Source organism: Bradyrhizobium sp. B117 (assembly GCF_038969555.1).
GTDB lineage: Bacteria > Pseudomonadota > Alphaproteobacteria > Rhizobiales > Xanthobacteraceae > Bradyrhizobium.
The window spans coordinates 1,225,804-1,243,316 of the sequence record NZ_CP152414.1; the positions used below are offsets into that span (position 1 = coordinate 1,225,804).

20 protein-coding genes are annotated in these 17,513 nt (G+C 65.3%); 6 read left to right on the forward strand and 14 right to left on the reverse strand.

Annotated elements, in window-relative coordinates; all coding sequences use genetic code 11:
- Positions 1-88 precede the first annotated feature (88 nt).
- Positions 89-484 (forward strand): response regulator, encoded by a 396-nt coding sequence (locus tag AAFG16_RS05925; RefSeq protein WP_027551917.1) that lies wholly within the window; start codon positions 89-91, stop codon positions 482-484.
- Between the two features lie 216 nt (positions 485-700).
- On the opposite strand, the gene AAFG16_RS05930 is transcribed toward AAFG16_RS05925, so the two are convergent.
- The 3 genes from AAFG16_RS05930 to AAFG16_RS05940 all read right to left on the reverse strand — a co-directional run bounded on the left by AAFG16_RS05930 (position 701) and on the right by AAFG16_RS05940 (position 4,775).
- Positions 701-1,555 (reverse strand): TIGR01459 family HAD-type hydrolase, encoded by an 855-nt coding sequence (locus AAFG16_RS05930; protein WP_342738001.1) that lies wholly within the window; start codon positions 1,553-1,555, stop codon positions 701-703.
- A 15-nt stretch (positions 1,556-1,570) separates the two neighbouring features.
- Positions 1,571-3,067, reverse strand: a complete 1,497-nt coding sequence (locus AAFG16_RS05935; RefSeq protein ID WP_342738003.1) for an EAL domain-containing protein — start codon at positions 3,065-3,067, stop codon at positions 1,571-1,573.
- 145 nt (positions 3,068-3,212) lie between these two features.
- A complete protein-coding gene (locus tag AAFG16_RS05940; protein WP_283083941.1) occupies positions 3,213-4,775 on the reverse strand; it encodes a winged helix-turn-helix domain-containing protein in 1,563 nt (520 codons plus the stop codon).
- 124 nt (positions 4,776-4,899) lie between these two features.
- Here AAFG16_RS05940 and AAFG16_RS05945 point away from each other — a divergent pair, with 124 nt between their 5' ends.
- Positions 4,900-5,733, forward strand: a complete 834-nt coding sequence (locus AAFG16_RS05945) for a class I SAM-dependent methyltransferase (protein ID WP_283083942.1) — start codon at positions 4,900-4,902, stop codon at positions 5,731-5,733.
- Between the two features lie 50 nt (positions 5,734-5,783).
- Here AAFG16_RS05945 and AAFG16_RS05950 read toward each other — a convergent pair whose 3' ends face one another.
- From AAFG16_RS05950 to uvrC, 7 genes are all read right to left on the reverse strand, one after another.
- Complete coding sequence (locus AAFG16_RS05950; RefSeq protein ID WP_342738005.1) at positions 5,784-6,914, reverse strand: YihY/virulence factor BrkB family protein; 1,131 nt, start codon at positions 6,912-6,914, stop codon at positions 5,784-5,786.
- A 1-nt stretch (position 6,915) separates the two neighbouring features.
- Positions 6,916-7,500: a phage holin family protein gene (locus AAFG16_RS05955; RefSeq protein ID WP_342738007.1), complete on the reverse strand. Its 585-nt coding sequence runs from the start codon at positions 7,498-7,500 to the stop codon at positions 6,916-6,918.
- 89 nt (positions 7,501-7,589) lie between these two features.
- Positions 7,590-8,570, reverse strand: coding sequence for a 50S ribosomal protein L3 N(5)-glutamine methyltransferase (gene prmB, locus AAFG16_RS05960; protein WP_342738009.1), 981 nt, complete (start codon positions 8,568-8,570; stop codon positions 7,590-7,592).
- A complete protein-coding gene (locus tag AAFG16_RS05965) occupies positions 8,570-9,037 on the reverse strand; it encodes a molybdenum cofactor biosynthesis protein MoaE (protein WP_342738011.1) in 468 nt (155 codons plus the stop codon). The genes prmB and AAFG16_RS05965 overlap by 1 nt, the downstream gene beginning before the upstream one ends.
- 4 nt (positions 9,038-9,041) lie before the next feature.
- On the reverse strand, positions 9,042-9,293 hold the full coding sequence (moaD, locus tag AAFG16_RS05970) for a molybdopterin converting factor subunit 1 (RefSeq protein WP_007614873.1): 252 nt from the start codon (positions 9,291-9,293) through the stop codon (positions 9,042-9,044).
- Positions 9,290-9,907: a CDP-diacylglycerol--glycerol-3-phosphate 3-phosphatidyltransferase gene (pgsA, locus tag AAFG16_RS05975; RefSeq protein ID WP_200498028.1), complete on the reverse strand. Its 618-nt coding sequence runs from the start codon at positions 9,905-9,907 to the stop codon at positions 9,290-9,292. The genes moaD and pgsA overlap by 4 nt, the downstream gene beginning before the upstream one ends.
- A gap of 93 nt (positions 9,908-10,000) precedes the next feature.
- Positions 10,001-12,061, reverse strand: a complete 2,061-nt coding sequence (gene uvrC / locus AAFG16_RS05980; RefSeq protein ID WP_342738016.1) for an excinuclease ABC subunit UvrC — start codon at positions 12,059-12,061, stop codon at positions 10,001-10,003.
- A gap of 245 nt (positions 12,062-12,306) precedes the next feature.
- Between uvrC and AAFG16_RS05985 the strand changes: the two genes are divergently transcribed.
- Positions 12,307-12,930: an outer membrane protein gene (locus tag AAFG16_RS05985; RefSeq protein WP_342738018.1), complete on the forward strand. Its 624-nt coding sequence runs from the start codon at positions 12,307-12,309 to the stop codon at positions 12,928-12,930.
- A 72-nt stretch (positions 12,931-13,002) separates the two neighbouring features.
- On the opposite strand, the gene AAFG16_RS05990 is transcribed toward AAFG16_RS05985, so the two are convergent.
- The 4 genes from AAFG16_RS05990 to AAFG16_RS06005 form a co-directional block, all read right to left on the reverse strand.
- Positions 13,003-13,218 carry a cold-shock protein gene (locus tag AAFG16_RS05990; protein WP_008544396.1) on the reverse strand — a complete coding sequence of 72 codons (216 nt, stop codon included), beginning with the start codon at positions 13,216-13,218 and terminating at the stop codon, positions 13,003-13,005.
- Positions 13,219-13,470: 252 nt separating this feature from the next.
- Positions 13,471-14,331 (reverse strand): 23S rRNA (adenine(2030)-N(6))-methyltransferase RlmJ, encoded by an 861-nt coding sequence (gene rlmJ / locus AAFG16_RS05995; RefSeq protein WP_342738020.1) that lies wholly within the window; start codon positions 14,329-14,331, stop codon positions 13,471-13,473.
- A gap of 135 nt (positions 14,332-14,466) precedes the next feature.
- On the reverse strand, positions 14,467-15,159 hold the full coding sequence (locus AAFG16_RS06000; RefSeq protein ID WP_283083951.1) for a ribonuclease T2: 693 nt from the start codon (positions 15,157-15,159) through the stop codon (positions 14,467-14,469).
- A gap of 118 nt (positions 15,160-15,277) precedes the next feature.
- Positions 15,278-15,739 (reverse strand): hypothetical protein, encoded by a 462-nt coding sequence (locus AAFG16_RS06005; protein ID WP_283083952.1) that lies wholly within the window; start codon positions 15,737-15,739, stop codon positions 15,278-15,280.
- Between the two features lie 182 nt (positions 15,740-15,921).
- Between AAFG16_RS06005 and AAFG16_RS06010 the strand changes: the two genes are divergently transcribed.
- From AAFG16_RS06010 to AAFG16_RS06020, 3 genes are read left to right on the forward strand one after another with little or no spacing between them, the layout of a single operon-like run.
- Positions 15,922-16,215: a hypothetical protein gene (locus AAFG16_RS06010; RefSeq protein ID WP_283083953.1), complete on the forward strand. Its 294-nt coding sequence runs from the start codon at positions 15,922-15,924 to the stop codon at positions 16,213-16,215.
- Between the two features lie 41 nt (positions 16,216-16,256).
- A complete protein-coding gene (locus AAFG16_RS06015; RefSeq protein WP_342738025.1) occupies positions 16,257-16,787 on the forward strand; it encodes a DUF3617 family protein in 531 nt (176 codons plus the stop codon).
- A gap of 9 nt (positions 16,788-16,796) precedes the next feature.
- Positions 16,797-17,513: a haloacid dehalogenase type II gene (locus AAFG16_RS06020; protein WP_342738027.1), complete on the forward strand. Its 717-nt coding sequence runs from the start codon at positions 16,797-16,799 to the stop codon at positions 17,511-17,513.

Sequence of the window (17,513 nt, forward strand, 5' to 3'; positions counted from 1 at the left end):
GATGCTAGTCCTTGAGCGTGGAACCGCCGGGCTCCGGTCTGGCAGGTCCGATCGTAATATTCCTGGGTTATGCGTTGGGGGAGTCGAGATGGCGGTTGATTTGTCGATGCCGGTTCTGGTGGTGGATGACTATAGCACCATGATCCGTATCATCCGGAATCTGCTGAAGCAGCTTGGCTTCGATAATATCGATGATGCCAGCGACGGTTCGGCGGCGCTGAACAAGATGCGCGGCAAGAAGTACGGGCTCGTGATTTCCGACTGGAACATGGAGCCGATGACGGGCTACGACCTGCTGCGCGAGGTGCGCGCGGATCCCAATCTCGCCACCACGCCCTTCATCATGATCACGGCGGAATCGAAGACCGAGAACGTGATCGCGGCCAAGAAGGCCGGCGTGAACAATTACATCGTCAAGCCGTTCAACGCGGCGACGCTGAAGACCAAGATCGAGGCGGTCTTCCCGGACATGGCGAGCGCGTAAGCGCGGCCTGACCACAAAAGAGCTATCTATAGAGATCGTCATGCCCGGGCTTGTCCCGGGCATCCACGTTCTTGGATGCAAAAAGCGAAGGCGGGGATGGCCGGGGCGTAGGCGAGCGGAAGCGGACGCCGTCCTTCGGACGGCTATGCCCGGCCATGACGACGTCTGGCACTTAGCAATTGGTCTAAGTTGGCGTCGCTTCGGATCGCCGCGCCACTACCACGTCAATTCGCGCATCAGCGCCTTCGGCGGATGGCCGAACAATTCCATCACCGAGTTCGGGTCGAGCTGGTCGAGGCCCTCGAACTCCTCGGCATGGATGCCGCGGGTGACGAACAGGCAGTCGATGCCGAACTCACGCGCGCCGGTCAGGTCGGTGCGGACGGAATCGCCGATCGCCAACACCTTCTTCCGGTCGATCATGTGGCCCTGGCGTTCGCCGGCGAGCCGCATTGCGCGCTCGTAGATCGGCCGGTGCGGTTTGCCGTAGAAGATCACCTCGCCGCCGAGCTCCCGATACAGCTCCGCGATCGCGCCGGCGCAATAGATCAGCCGGTCGCCGCGCTCGACCACGATGTCGGGGTTGGCGCAGACCAGCGTCAGATTGCGCTCGCGCGCCTTCAGCATCATGCCGCGATAATCTTCCGCCGTTTCGGTCTCGTCGTCATAGAGGCCGGTGCAGACGATGTAGTCGGCCTCTTCCAGCGGCGCGGTGGTCGCATCGAGGCCGCGGTAGATCGAATTGTCGCGCTCGGGGCCGAGCCAGAACATCTTGCTTTCGGGATGTTTGGCGACATAGAGCCGGGTCAAATCGCCCGATGACACGATGGCGTCATAGGTCTCGTCGGCGACGCCGAGCTTGCGCAATTGCCGCTGCACGGAGTCGGCCGGGCGGGGCGCGTTGGTGATCAGGATCACCGTACCGCCGCGGCTGCGATAGGTGTGCAGCGCCTCGCAGGCTTCGGGGAAGGATTCGAGGCCGTTATGGACCACGCCCCAGATGTCGCTGAGCACGACCTCGACGCCGCCCACGAGCTCGCGCAGGCCTTGGGCGAAATGCAGCGTGGTCATGACGTGCGCGGCCGATCAGATGCGGCGCGCGAGCGCGGCGTTACCGGTGATGCGTTGTGTCGGAGCTGCGGCTGACGTCGCGCTTGATGTTGAGCCTGGGCTGGGGGAAGCGGAGCCATTGGATCCCTGAATGTCCTGCGCCTGGTTCGGCGCGGCCCCGCCGGTAGCAGATGCCCCCTCCGGCCGCAATGGCCGCGGCGGCGCGAACAGGAAGCCCTGGCCGAACCGCACGTCATAGTCGAGCAGATCGACCACGGCCCGCTCGCCCTCGATCCGCTCGGCGATCAGGTCGATGCCGAAGCGGCCCAGCAGGTCGGAAAGGTCGGACGGGTGGATGTCAGAGGTCGACGCCTGCCTGGGGTCGAGCAGCAGCGTCGCCGGCACCTTGATGAAGCGCACGCCGCGATCGGCGAGCTCGCGCGGCTCGATCCTGAGATCGGTGACATGGTCGATCGAGAAGCGGAAGCCGCGCTGGGCCAGCGCGGCGAGATTCTCGGTCTCGGCCGGGCCGAGATTGCGGAAGGTCGATTGCTTGAACTCCAGCACCAGCGAGGGCGCCAGCGCCCGGTTGGCTTCGAGGAAGTCGAGGCATTGCGCGAAGGTGGTGGAATTGCCGAGCGTGGAGGCCGCGACGTTGCAGAACACGCCGACATCCTTGTTGCGCACCATCAGGCGCCGCAGCACCTGCACGCAGCGCAGCATCACCATGTTGTCGATGCGCCCGATCAGCCCGGAGGCCTCGGCGATGCTGATGAACTCCTCGGCCGCGATCAGCTGGTCGCGCTCGTCGCGGACCCGCGTCACGGCCTCGTAGAACCGCACCTTGCGCTGCGGCAGCGTCACCATCGGCTGGAGGAAGATGTCGATGCGGTTCTCGTCGACCGCGTTGCGCAGCGTCGCCAGCAATTGGGTCTGGTTGCGGCCGCTGGCGGCGTGAGCCTGATTGGCGGTCTGGGTCTGGAACGCCGGTGCGGCGGGGCGTGATGGCGGTGCGGCAAGCGGGGGAGGGGCCACCGGCTTCTGATCGAACGGTGCAAGCAGGTCGATTGGCGCCTCCGACTCCGGCCTCGCGACGGGAGCGGGAGAGGGAGAGGGCCCTGGCGCCGCGCCGGCCAGGAGATCCTCATGCGCCGACACCGTGGTGGCGAGCTGCTTGACCAGCCCGCCAAGCTCGTTGATCTCGCCGACCACCGACTGGATGCGGTCGGAGTTGGTCGAATTGGACGAGGCGATGCGGCCCTCGATCGCAGCTAAGCGGCGGCCGAACTCGGCGACCTGGCGGGCGAGATCGGCGGTGCCGCGCGAGAGGTCTGCGATCTGGCCGCCGACATCGCTGCGGTCGCGCAGCCGCATCGACACCGCATTGTAGAGGATCAGGAAGGTGAGCGCGGTCAGCGCCACGATCGCGGATTCGGTTCCGCTGATGCCGGCGACCGAGTAGAGCACCAGCCCGAGCGAGGCGGCGACCAGAACCATGCAGATGGCGATGAAGATCGTCGAAATGCGAATCATGCCGCGCGTTACGCCTCAAAGAGCTGACTGCCTCACCCCGGGAAAACACGGGTCGCGGTCCGAACCCCGTCACGCCTCATGCTCCCCCAAGCCGCACGAGCTTAACATCATTGTTGATTCGAGGGGATAGCAGCCTCGTTGCGGCTTATTTCAAGCCGGCCCGGCGAAAGCCCTCGAGGTAGTGCTCGCGGTCGGCGGCGAGCTTGATCGGCATGAACTCGGCGATCCAGGCCAGCGACACGTTCGGCTGGGTGCGACGGAGTTCCTCCAGGGCGGCATGGGCGATCCCGGTTTGACCGGCCATGCCCGCGGCCGCGGTCAGCACCCGGTGTGCGCCGACGAAGTCGCTGCGCTGGCGCAGGGATTCCTGGGCGAGGCGGATGGCTTCCTGATAGTCGCGGCCGAGGAAGCGGGCATAGGCGGCGATGCCGAAATAGACGGGGGCATAGGGATCGCGCGGGCTGAGGCGGATCGCCCTGCGTGCCGCCTCGTCGGCCTCCTGCCAACGGCCGCAATAGCCCAAGGCCAGACCATAATAGCCCTGTGCCAGCGCAAAATTCGGATTGAGCCGCAGCGCGGTCTCGAATTCGGCGAGCGAGTCGTCGAACCGCCGCGCGAACAGGTTGACGTGGCCGAGCGCATTATGCGCCCAGGCATCCTCGTCGTCGGCCCGGATCGCGGCCCGCGCCGCGCGCTCGGCAGCGGTGATGGCCCTCGCCATCTCCATCCAGCCCATATGCGCAGTGAACATGTAGCTGGTGCCGAGCAGGCCGAGCGCCTTGCCGTAGTTCGGGTCGAGCGCGATGGCCTTTTCGAGCAGCGCCTGCGCCACCACATGGTCCTGCCGCGTCACGCGCCAGTAATGCGACAGTGCGCGCATCACGAGGTCCCAGGCGTCCATGCTGTCGGGCGGCTTGCGCTCGGCGCGAAAATTTTCGGCGGCGTAAAGCTGCGGCTCGATCGCGGCGACGATGGCTTCGGTGATCTCGTCCTGCACGGCGAAGACGTCGGCGAGCTCGCGGTCGTAGCGCTCGGCCCAGAGATGGCTGCCGGTGGCGACGTCGTTGAGCTGCGCGGTGATGCGGACGCGGTCGCCGCCCCTGCGGACGCTGCCTTCGACGACATAGCGCACGCCTAACTCTTCGGCGACCTGCCGCAGATGCACCGTGCGGCCCTTGTAGATGAAGGAGGAGTTGCGCGCGATGACGAAGAACCAGCGCAGCTTCGACAGCGCGGTGATGATGTCCTCGCTGATGCCGTCGGAGAAATAATCCTGCTCGGGCTCGCCGCTCATGTTGGTGAAGGGCAGGACGGCGATCGCGGGACGATCGGGCAGCGGCAGTCCGGTCGGCGCTGCGGTCGTGGGCGCCGCCAAGGCCGCCGGCTTCGCTGCGTCCGAGTGCTCGGTCACCGCGCCGACGAAGCGCACGCCCTTGCGTGCGATGGTGCGGATCAGCCGCTGCTCCTCGCCGTTGTCATTGACCGCGCGCCTTGCCGCGTTGATGCGGCTGGTCAGCGTCGATTCCGAGACGACGCGGCCGTTCCAGACTGCGTCGAGCAGATTGTCCCGCGTCACCACGCGCTCGCGGTTGCGGACGAGATAAATGAGGAGATCGAACACCTGAGGCTCGAGCGCGATGAGCGCGTTCGCCCGCCGCAATTCGCGGCGCTCGGGATCGAGCACGAAATCCTCGAACTGAAACGTCACAATCCCTCCTCGGCTCCCGCGCGGAAATCAAGGCGGCCTCAGCGTAAAATAACGCCGCTCTCAAGGCCAGCGATGCGCATGCGCCCTATCGTCCCGGCGTTTTTCAACCCGCAGGAGTTTGCTCATGTCGACATCCGCCGCACTCAAGCCAGCCACACCCGATCTTGCCGCCGTCAAGCATCGCCAGCACGGCGCCTGGTCGTCCGGCGACTATGCCGTCGTCGGCACCACCTTGCAGATCGTCGGCGAGCAGCTCTGTGAGGCACTCGACATACGCGCCGGCAGCAAGGTGCTGGACGTCGCCGCCGGCAACGGCAATGCGACATTGGCCGCGGCGCGGCGCTGGTGCGACGTCACGTCCACGGACTACGTGCCGGCGCTGCTCAAGCGCGGGCAGGAGCGCGCGGCGGCGGACCATCTGACGGTCGAATTCCGCGAGGCGGATGCCGAGGCGCTGCCGTTTGCGGACAACAGCTACGACGTCGTGCTCTCGACCTTCGGCGTGATGTTCACGCCGGACCAGGACAAGGCGGCTTCCGAGCTCGCGCGGGTCTGCAAGTCAGGCGGCAAGATTGGCCTCGCCAACTGGACGCCGCAAGGGTTCATCGGCCAGCTGTTCAAGACCATCGGCAAGCATGTCGCTCCGCCCGCCGGCGTGAAGTCCCCGGCCCTGTGGGGCACCCCAGCGCGGCTCGAGGAGATGTTCGGCAGCAAGGCTTCCGAGATCGTGGCCGAGCCGCGCATGTTCGTGTTCCGCTACCGCTCGCCGGACCACTGGCTCGATGTCTTCAAGTCCTTCTACGGGCCGATGCTGAAGGCGTTCGCCGCGCTCGACGAGAGCGGCCAGGCCGCGCTGAAGCGCGATCTCTTGGCGCTGCTCGGCGAGTTCAACCATGCTGACGATGGTACGATCGTCGTGCACAGCGAATATCTGGAAGCGGTCATCACCAAGCGGTGAAATCCGGCGCGATCAGGCCGGATCAATTCCGGCCTGATCGTCGTCGTTGGTTAGAAGGGTGCGGTGGCGCCGACCGTGTCCGCCGAGACCGCCTCGCGGCTGCCGAGCGGCTTGGGGCGACCGGTCGTCGTGTCGCGCAGGGTCTGCCGCTCGATCTCCGAGTTCAGCTCGGCGCCGAACATGATGACGATCGCCGACATCCACATCCACATCATCAAGCCGATTGCCGCGCCAAGCGAGCCGTAGGTCGCGTTGTAATTGGCGAAGGATGAGAGATACCAGGACAGCAGCGACGAGCCCGCGATCCAGAGAATGGCGGCGATCAGCGCGCCGGGGCTCAGCCATTGCCAGCGCGGCGCATCGCGGCTTGGCGCGAAGCGGTAGAGGATGGCGAGCGCGACCATGAGAATCAGGAAGAGCAGCGGCCAGCGTGCCAGCGCGACGATCAGCTTGCTCTCGGGGGCGATGCCGAGATGATCGAGGGCGAGCGGGAAGGCGACGACGGTGCCGACCATCACCAGGAGCGCGACAATGCCGCCGACCGTGAAGGCCAGCGACACCATGTTCAGCTTGATGAAGCTGCGCTTCTCGCGCTCCTCATAGGCGACGTTGAGCGCGTCGAAGATCGCCTTGACCCCGGCATTGGCGCTCCAGATCGCGAGCAGGAGGCCGAACAGGAAGGTGGCGCCGAGCGCCGTGTTGCCCTTCGACACCACGCGCCCGACCTGCTCCTCGACGATCTCAAACGTGCCCTGGGGCAACATCATTGCCAGCTTCTGGAGGTTGTCGCTGATGGTGGCGGGATCGGCGAACAGTCCGTAGGACGAGACTAGTGCGGTGACGGCCGGAAAGATCGCGAGCAGCCCGAAGAACACGACGCCGCCGGCGGTGGCGAGCAGGCGATCGTCGTCGATGCGCTGATAGGTGCGCCAGAAGATGTCCTTCCAGCCGGCCCAGGGGATCGCGAACGGGCTTTTCGAGCGGCGGCCGTGGCCGGGCTGCGCCGCCGCGCCGGCCGGGCTGGTTTCCGGCGAGTTCGCCTCGCTATTGCGATGGTCCGGCGGAGGTCCGGCCCGGCCAAGGCCGGAGTCCTGGAAATAGCGTTCGGCGGTCAGCACGAACACGGCCGTGGCGGCGATCAGCAGCCAGGAATCGAGCTGTTCCGTGCGCCGCACCTGCATCTCAAGCGTCCAGTCTGGGACGGTTGCGCCTGCGGCGTGCAGCCGTGACGCCCAGCAGACCGATTGCTGCGAGCATCAGGCCAACCTGCACGGGGCGGTTGGCGCCTGCCGGCCGACGGCCGCCATGGCCGCGCTCGCCCGGCGCGAGCGGCGCCAGGGGAATCGTCGTGGCCACCTCCTTCACTGCCTGCTTGACCGTTCCGCGCGGGATGCGCGGCGTCGCGATCGCAACCCGCAGCCGGCTCGCAAGCGGCACGATCGGCTTGGCCTTGCGCTTCATCTGAGCCATCGCGATCCCGGCACAGACTGCGGCGAGCACCAGCAGCACGGCGCCGACGGCACCAAAGCCCCAGAATTGCCCGTAGGTGATCGCGACCCAGCGGTAGAGGGCGACCAGACCGACGAAAAATGCCGCGACCACGAACAGGCCCGCGACCGCGAACAGCCCGCCGGCCACCGCGTAGGATGTCACCTTGCCGGTTGCGTGGCTGGTCTGGTCACGCAGATAGGATTGAGCAGCGCGTTTGACGTGATTGAGCTTCAGCGCCATGCCGGCGCGCAGCAGTTCACCCGATGGCGCGAGCATGCGGACATCCTCCGAGAGCGAGAAATTCGTCGGGGGGTGAACGTGGCGGAATTTGACTTGTTCCGTTGGACGGTGATCGCCGCGACGGATCAGCCGAGGTCGGCGGCCGAAATCCAGAACACCTCGCCCTCGGATTCCTCGGTGTCGAGCCAGAGCAGCGGCAGTTCCGGAAACGCCTCGTCGACCAGCTCGCGGCCGCGGCCGATCTCGCAGATCAGGCCGCCATTCGCCGTGAGATGATCGGGCGCGTCTTGCAGGATCCGGCGCACCACGTCGAGACCGTCGGCGCCGCCGTCGAAGGCCAGTTTCGGCTCGGCCCGGCATTCCGGCGGCAATGCCGCCATGCCTTCGGCATCCACGTAAGGCGGATTGGTGATGATGAGGTCATACCTGGCATCGCCGAGCGGGGCGAACAGATCGCCGCGGTGGAGCGTGATGCGGTCATCGAAACCGTGCTCGCTGACATTGCGCGCGGCGACCTCGAGCGCGCCCTTGGAGACGTCGACGGCATCGACCGTGGCATTCGGGAAATGATGCGCGGCGAGGATCGCTAGACAGCCTGAGCCGGTGCAGAGATCGAGCACGCGCTCGACCCCCGTGGGGTCGTCGATCAGCGAGCCGGGCTCGCCGTCGCCGCCGAAATGCGAATCCAGGAGCTCGCCGATGAAGGAGCGCGGAACGATGACGCGCTCGTCGACATAGAACGGCAGGCCGCGCATGTAGATCTTGTTGACGAGATAAGCCGTCGGCTTGCGTGTGGTGATGCGCTTGTGGATGAGATCGAGCAGCATCTTGCCTTCCGCCGCGGTGACGCAGGCATGGCCAAAGATCTCGAACTGGTCGGGATGCAGATGCAGCGCCTCGCAGACCAGGAACACGGCCTCGGCGACCGGATCGGTCGTGCCGTGTGCGAAGGCCAGCTTGGCCTCGGTGAAGCGGCTCACCGCATAGCGGACGAAATCGATCAGCGTGAGCAACTCGCCGCGGCCGACCTTCGCGAGCTTGGGTGCCGCTTTCGCAAGCTTCGGTGCGGCGCGGCCGCGCGTGGTCTTCTTGGATGCTCTTGCCATCAGGATTTCGTCCAGCGTGCGGCAGCCTCGTCGTCGCGGGCGTGGGCCTCGACCCAGCCGGTCCCGGTGGCGCTCTCTTCCTTCTTCCAGAACGGCGCGCTGGTCTTCAGGTAATCCATCAGGAACTCGGCCGCTTCGAACGCCGCCCGGCGGTGTTGCGAGGCGGTGAGCACCAGCACGATGTTCTGGCCCGGCATGAACCGCCCGACGCGGTGGATGACCGTGACGCCGTTGAGCGGCCAGCGCGAGATGGCTTCGTCGACGTGGCGCTGGATCTCTTCCTCCGCCATGCCCGGATAATGCTCGAGCGTGAGCGCCGAGATCTTCGAACTGTCCTCATCGGCGCGGCAGATGCCGGAGAAGCTCACGACCGCGCCGATGTCGGTGCGGCTCCTGGTCAGGACCGCGATCTCGCGCGCGATGTCGAAATCGTCTTCCTGGATGCGGATGGTGACGGGGCAGGTCATGAGCCTAGCCGCCGGTCATCGGCGGGAAGAATGCGATCTCGCGCGCGCCGGCGATCGCGGCATCCGACTTGACGTGGGCGTGGTCGATCGCGGCGCGGATCACTTTCGGCTTCTCGAAGGCGTAGGCATAGGCCTCGCTTTGACCGGACAGCCAGGCGATCAGCTCCTCGACCGTGCGCACGGTCGCGGGCGGCTCGATGGTCTCCTCGGCCTTGCCAATGCGCTCGCGCACCCAGGCAAAGTACTTCACCTTCATGCCTCATCCTCCTTGATGAGGTGATGGATGCCGGCGCGGAAATAGTCGTAGCCGGTGTACATGGTCAGCAGCGCCGAGGCCCACAGCAGGACGAGGCCGATCAGCGAGACCACCGGAACGACCTCGTCACCGGCCGGGCCTGCGAGCAGGAAGCCGATGGCGACGAGCTGAACGGTGGTCTTCCACTTGGCGAGCTTGGTTACGGGCACGCTGACGCGGAGCGCGGCGAGATATTCGCGCAGGCCCGACACCAGGATCTCGCGGCACAGGATCACGATGGCGGCCCACAGCGACCAGCCGTGGATGATGCCGTCGGCGGCCAGCATCAGCAGGCAGGAGGCGACCAGCAGCTTGTCGGCGATCGGGTCGAGCATCCGGCCGAACGCCGATTGCTGATTCCAGATCCGCGCGTAATAGCCGTCGAGATAGTCCGTTACCGCGGCGCCGATGAAGATGGCGACCGCGACCCAGCGCAGCCACAGCGGATAGTCCATGATCGACTGCGCATAGATGCATCCGACCACGACCGGGATCGCGGCGATCCGGCCGTAGGTGAGGATGTTGGGGAGGGACATCGCGCGGCTGGTCGTCCCTCGTGTCGTGGCGATGTTCATCCGTCCTACCAATACCGCTGATGGCCTGAGGTCAACCGTCCCTCCCACATGGGGTACGGGATGCGACGACCATATGACTCTGTCCCCTTTAGTTCATCCCGGCTGGGGATGGAAATACTCGAAAATCCGGCGGGCGCTCTCGGCGCTGACCCCCGGAACCTTGCCGAGATCGGCGATCGAGGCCCGTTCGATCTCCTTCAAGGTTCCGAAATGATGCAGCAAGGCACGTTTGCGCGACGGGCCGATGCCCGGAATTTCTTGCAAACCGGCCTCGCGGATGTCCTTCTTGCGCAGCTTGCGGTGCGAGCCGATGACGAAGCGGTGGGCCTCGTCCCGCAGCCGCTGGATGAAATAGAGCACGGGATCGCGCGGCTCGAGCTTGATCGCCTCGCGTTCCGGCATGAACAGGGTCTCGCGGCCGGCATCCCGGTCCGGCCCCTTGGCGACCGACATCAGCGACACCTGGGTCAGGCCGAGATTGGCGAAGATCTCCCGGACGGCGTTGAGTTGGCCCCGGCCGCCGTCGATGATGACGAGGTCGGGCCATTGCGGGAAGTCGTCGTCTTTCGCCTTGCCGGCGGCGTCCTCGGGCGGATTGATCAGGCGCTTGAAGCGGCGCTCCAGCACCTCGCGCATCATGGCGTAGTCGTCGCCCGGCGTGAGCCCTTCCGACTTGATGTTGAACTTGCGGTACTGGTTCTTCACGAAGCCGTCGGGCCCAGCGACGATCATGGCGCCGACCGCGTTGGTGCCCTGGATGTGGCTGTTGTCGTAGACCTCGATGCGTTTGGGCGCATGCGGCAGGCTCAGCGTGGTCGCCATCGCGTCGAGCAGGCGGCTTTGCGTGGCAGTATCCGCGAGCTTGCGGCCGAGCGCCTCGCGCGCATTGGTCAGCGCGTGGGCGACGAGCTCCTTCTTCTCGCCGCGCTTGGGTGCGGTGACCTCGACCTTGTGCCCGGCCTTGATCGCCAGCGCGTTGGCGAGCAACTCGCTCTCCTCGATCTCGTGCGAGAGCAGGATGTTCTTCGGCGGCGGCTTGTCGTCGTAGAACTGGGCGAGGAAGGAGCCCAGCACTTCCTCCGGCGTGAAGGTCTTCTCCGCGCGAGGGAAATAGGCGCGGTTGCCCCAGTTCTGGCCGGTGCGGAAGAAGAACACCTCGACGCAGGAGAAGCCGCCCTCCTGGTGGATGGCGAACACGTCGGCTTCCTCCACGGTGCGCGGATTGATGCCCTGCTGCGACTGGATCGCCGACAGCGCGGCGAGGCGGTCGCGGTAGAGCGCCGCGCGCTCGAATTCGAGCTCGCTGGCCGCCTTCTCCATCTCGCCGGCAAGCTCCTGCTTCACCGCATGGCTCTTGCCGGAGAGGAAGTCGGTCGCCTCGCGCACCAGCGTCGTATAGCCGCCGAAGTCGATCTCGCGGGTGCAGGGACCGGCGCAGCGGCGGATCTGGTAGAGCAGGCAGGGCCGGGTGCGGCTCTCGAAGAAGGAGTCCGTGCAGGAGCGGATCAGGAACGCGCGCTGAAGCGCGGTGATGGTGCGGTTGACGGCGCCCGCGGAGGCGAACGGGCCGAAATAGCGCCCGGGCCGGGTCTGCGCGCCGCGATGCTTGAGGATCTGCGGCGCCCAATGGTCGCCGGTGATCAGGATGTAGGGAAACGATTTGTCGTCGCGCAGCTGCACGTTGAAGCGTGGCCGCAGCTGCTTGATCAGGTTGGCTTCCAGCAGCAGCGCCTCGGTCTCGGTGTTGGTCGAGACGATCTCCACGGTCACCGTGGCCGCGATCATGCGCAGGATGCGGGCCGGCTGCGGCGCGCTCTGGCGCGCGTAGTTCGACAGGCGTTTTTTGACGTTCTTGGCCTTGCCGACATAGAGCACGTCGGCGTTGGCATTTAGCATGCGGTAGACACCGGGCGAGGTCGGTGCGAGCCGGACCGCGCGCTCGATGGCCTCATGGCCGGTCGCTAGCGGACCTTCGCCGACCGCGCCGCTCTCTTCGAGGATGTCAGGCAGCAGCGCATCGTCCTCGTCCTCGCCGCCCGTGGTGGCGGGATCGAGGTCCGGCGGCGCCAGGCTCTCCGGCGGCGCGTCGGTTGCGGCAAGGCGGGGCGGTTTGCGCGCGCGCTCGTCCGGATTGTCGGGGGAATCGTGAACCATGGAGCGAATTTAGGTGCTGGGGGTACCGATTTGAAGTTCCGGCCATGCCGTACGCACAGGCTGGCGGCGCAGTTCCGGTAACGCTTGCTTAAGCCTGTTAACAGCGCGGTAACCCGGCTTAACAGGCCTTTAACTTAAAACTCTCGATAAATCCTACGCGAAAAAGTCTTGGTTCCGTAACCATGCGGTGGTCTCGCGCGGCGGCGCGGCATCGCGGGGGACGGCAGTTGCGTTGGAGAGTACCGATGAAGAGGTTCGTCGTGGGCGCAGCCGCGTTGGTTGCAGCCGGCTGGACAGCTTCGGCAGAGGCCGCCGATTTCAATTACGGGCAGCATGCGCCCTATACCGTCAATCAACCGCTCAATGCGTATAGCTGGGCCGGTCCCTATCTCGGCGGCAACATCGGTTACGAATGGGGTTCGGTCGACAACAATCCGGCAAAGCCGTCCGGCTTCGTCGGCGGCGTGCAGGCCGGCTACAATTTCCAGAACGGCCCGTGGGTGTTCGGCGTCGAGGGCGACATCCAGGCCGCCGGCGCCGACGACACGTTCGCGCCGTGGAAGTTCTCCAATCCGTGGTTCGGCACCCTGCGCGGCCGCGCCGGCTATGCGTTCAGCAACGTGCTGTTCTACGGCACCGCCGGCCTCGCCTTCGGCGAGCTGCGCGCGCAGACCTTCGGTTGGACGGAGTCGCACACCAGCGCCGGCTGGACCATCGGCGCCGGCGCCGAAGTCGGCCTCGCGCCGAACTGGAGCGCCAAGCTCGAATATCTCTACATCAATCTGTCGACGAGCCAGTTCGCCATTACAGGCGTGTCAAACGGCTATAGCGCCAGCGTTGTGCGCGCGGGCGTGAACTATCACTTCTGATAGCTGAAGAAGAAAATACCGGACACAACCTCCCGGCCGCTCGCGGTCGGGATTTTTTTTAAGTCAGGCGCGCTAGGAGAGGATGACCAAGTTGACCGCCTTCGGTCCCTTCCCCTTCTTGTCCGGTTCGACTTCGAAAGTAATGCGCTGTCCTTCGGCAAGGTCCTTCAATCCCGCCCGCTCAACAGCGGTGATGTGAACGAAGACATCGCGACCGCCGTCGTCCGGCTTGATGAAACCGTAGCCGCGCTCGCCGTTGAAGAACTTGACCGTCCCCGTCATGGCCATCGGGAAACTCCCCCTCATTGCTCCTCCGTCGCGACGCAGACTCACGTCACGACATGACCGGACCTTACGAAGCCCGGGAGCTGGCCATCCTTTGGCGGACCTCATCGGTCCGGTCGGATCTTTCTTAGGGCCTTCACTCCGCCGCAACCATTCGCGGAAGCGGAACGTAAAGCCAGTCACGCAAACAGCATAATACGGTTCGTTGCAGATTGACTACCGCTCCTGCATCTTTTTCCCAAGAATGCCGGAGTGTTACGGTCGAGGTACCTCTAATCGGAATCTGGCAGCGCCGCCCTGGCCGAGCGGCACTTCCAGCTCGGGCAGGATGGTCTTGAGCTCGCCGTGTAGCGTGTAGGGGGGATTGACAATCAGGAGTCCCGTGGAGGTGAGCGCTGCGCCATCAAGCTGCGGCGCGACACTGAATTCGAGCCGCAGACATTTTCCCGGAGGCTTTGCTGCGGCTGCGAGCCGCGCCACCGATTGCGCCAGCGTGTCGGTGGCGCGGCGGTTCTTGGCCGGATACCAGATTACATAGATACCGGTCGGCCATTTCGCGAAGGCCGTTGCGAAGGCTTCGCCGAGTTTTTCGAACTCGTCCTTGGCCTCGAACGGCGGATCGATCAGCACGAGGCCGCGCCGTTCCTTCGGTGGAACGAAGGCCGGCAATGCAACCCAGCCGTCGAGATCGACCACGCGGGCCTGCTCGTCACGGCGCAGCACGTCGATCAGCGCCTTGCGCGCTTTCGGCTCGAGCTCGCAGGCGACGAGCCGGTCCTGCGGCCGCAGCAGGCCGCGCGCGATCAGCGGCGAGCCCGGATAAGCCTTGAGCTCACCCTTCGGATTGAAGGCGCGGACGATGTCGAGATAGGGCTTCGTCAGCGCCGCGGTCTCGTTCGACAGGCGCGCCTGCATCAGCCGCGCGATGCCGGTCAGCCACTCGCCGCTGCGCCGCGCCTCGTCGCCTTCGAGATCGTAGAGTCCGGCGCCGGCATGGGTGTCGATGACGCGGAACGCCCCCGGCTTGTCCTGCAGATAGGTGAGAATGCGCGCGAGCGCGATGTGCTTGATGACATCGGCGAAGTTGCCGGCGTGGAAGGCGTGGCGGTAGTTCATGGCGGACAGTTACGACATCGCGCGATGAAAGTAACTGCTGTCATTCCGGGGCACGCGAAGCGTGAAGCCGGAATCTCGAGATTCCGGGTCTGGTGCTAACGCACCATCCCGGAATGACGACGAGAGCGTTGTGCCTCAACCACCCCTGATCGGCGGCATCGTCACCTGGTCGCGGCGGCAGGCGCGGCGGTCGGTTTCCTCGCAGGCGCGGAACTGCAGATCCTTGCTGAGGCAGATGCGCACTTCGGACAGCCGTGTCCGGTTGCAGGTAACCGAGATGGCGGCATTGCTCAGGCCTGGATTGGCCTTGATGAAGGCCTCCTCGACCTCCGTCGGCGCCACGGTCTTGGCCTGCGACAAGTCGAGATATTCGGCCGGAATCTTGATCGCGGCGCGCGCCTTGCGGATCGTCTCGAAATAGCTGCGGCCTTCGAGGCCCGAGCAGGTGCCGTGCTTGTCCCACTCGTTGAAGATCAGGCCCGGCGCCGGCATCAGATCGAGCATAGAGGAGACGATGTTGCGGTTCAGCCGCGGCGCCGGCCGCTGGCAATATTCGGGGAAGCCGCTCTCATATTGCGGCCACAGCCCGTGCACCACGAAAGAGTAGGGCCGGCCGCTGCACTGGATCTGGGAGCGCCCGCCGCGCTCCGCCGCCTCTTCGCAGAACGAAGGCGACCATGACAGCGATAGCACATAGAAATCGAATTCGCCGGGCGCGTTCTGCCGCTTGTCCTGCGCCTTGGCGCCGCCGGCCAGCGTGACCAGCCCGGCAGCCAGGGTCAGCGAGATCATCAGGCGGGAGAATGAATGCAATCTGGAATGAAACATGGCGACGCCCCTCAACTAGACTGTGCAGTCAGCCTAGCAGGCGATGGGAACATTTCAAGAACAAAATGGACGCGAGACGCATTCGGCCGCTTGATCGGGCCGAATCGGGCTTCTCGAATTACTGCCTGGCGGCGCGGCAGGCCGGATTGTAGGCCCAGTTGCGGTCGAGCCCGACCACGCACCATTCGACGCCGTTGCCGTAGCTGGCAAAGCCGCCGTCCTCAATGATCGAGAAATGCACCTTGCGCACCTTGCCATCGTTGAGCAAGGCATCGCCGGTGCAGTAGCGGCGCGGAATGTTGTCGGACTGCCAGGGCCGGAACGCGACCTCGTGAACGGCGGCGAAGCCCGTGATCTTCAACGGAGAATTCCAGAACGAGCTTTCCTTCTCCCAGAACTGGCTGGCGATCGTCGGCAGCGCCCTGTCGCAATCGGCGACGGCGCCGTCATAGCGCGGCCCGCTCAGCCAGAAGTTCAGCTCGAGCGGATTGGCGGCCCTGGCCTCGCCGAGCGACAGCGCTCCGAACATGAGGCCGAGCACGGCGGCGAAGCGGAGCGATTTCAGGGGGAGGGCGCGCATGGGCAATCCGGACAGCTGGTCTTGCGAAGGTCGGACGGTGCCGCGAAGGCCGGGCGGGGTCAAGTGCAGCACGGCAACACTTGGCGAGGAGTTGACCGTAAGGGCGCGCCCGGCAGGGCTTCGGTTCTTTTCACTTCCATCCCGGCACCGTAAACTGGCGCCAACCAATTGGAGTAACGGGAATGCGAATCATTGCGGCCGCGGGCCTTCTCGCCCTGGGGATGATGGCGAGCCAGTCGGCGCGTGCTGACCTCCTTCCAGTGCCACCTTTCAAGGGCAACGACACCGGTGGGATCATCGCCTATTCGATGGCGACCCAGGTCGATGCCCGTCAGGTCGCGGTCGATCACTGCGCGCGCTACGGCAAGGTCGTGAAATTCCTCGCGGTGCAGGCCTATGAGGGCGGCTACATCTCGTTCTCCTGCCGCTGGGTGCCCTATGGCGCCGCCGAACGGCCGATCCGCACGCTGTACTGAGGCGTCGTAACGCCGCCTCTCTCAAGCCGGGAGCCTCCAACATGACGCGCAAACTCGCTTTGCTCGGCTCAAGCCTTTGCCTCGTCTTGTCGGCCGGCGTGGCCAGTGCCGACGACCTGCCGGTGCGCAAGGCCGGCCTTTGGGAAATGAAGATGGTCAGGAGCGGCTCGGCGATGCCGGAAATGACCATGCAGCACTGCACCGACGAGACCGTCGACAAGGAGATGAGCAACAACGTCTCCCCGATGGCCAAGCAGATCTGCTCCAGGCAGGACATCAAGAAGACCGCAACCGGCTATGTCAGCGATTCCGAGTGCAACGTCGCCGGCATCAGCACGACCTCGCATGCCGAGATCACGGGCGATTTCAATTCGGCCTACACGGTGAAGACCTCCTCACACGCGCAAGGCGGCGCTGCCGGCCCCGCGGGCCGCGATACCTCCATGACGCTCGAAGCGAAGTGGCTGGGCGCCTGCAAGCCCGACCAGAAGCCCGGCGACATCGTGATGCCCGGCGGTTTCAAGATGAACGTGCGCGACGTCGATAAATTGAAGGCGCTGCTGCCGAAATAGGTGGGCGTAATGGCGCTGACCGGGATCAAGGCGATCGCGTTCGACGTTCAGGGGACCTGCGTTGATTTTTTCCAGCCGCTGCTGCGCGCCGGAGCCGCGATCAATGCGGCCAAGGGGCTCGACATCGATTGGGCGGCCCTGTCGGCGGAGTGGCGCGAGCTCTATCGCGCTTCGATGGATGCCGTGATCGCCGGCCGCCGCGACTGGTTGCGGGTCGATCGCATCTATCGCGAGGCACTGGACAAGCTCGTCGAGACGCGCGGCCTGTCTGATCGTTTTGACGGGGCCGAGCGTGACGCGCTCAACGAGGTCTGGACCAAGCTCGATGCCTGGCCGGACACGATCGAGGGCCTGACCCGGCTTCGCCGGAGATTTTGTACGGCGACCTTGTCCAACGCCGGTATGGCCAGTGTGATCGCGCTGGTGAAGCACGCCGATTTGCCGTTCGACGCGATCCTGACGGCGGAGCTCGCGACCAGCTACAAGCCTGCGCCGGCAGTCTATCAACTCGCCGTCGACTATCTCGGCTATGGGCCGGATCAGATCCTGATGGTTGCCTGCCACAAATATGATCTGAAGGCGGCGCGCGCATTCGGAATGAAGACGGCCTTCGTGCCTCGCCCATTGGAGTTCGGGCCCGACGCTGCGCCCGATGTCTCGCCCGAGAGCTGGTTCGACGTCTATGCGACGAGCTTTGTGGATCTGGCAGATCGTTTGGCGGCGTGA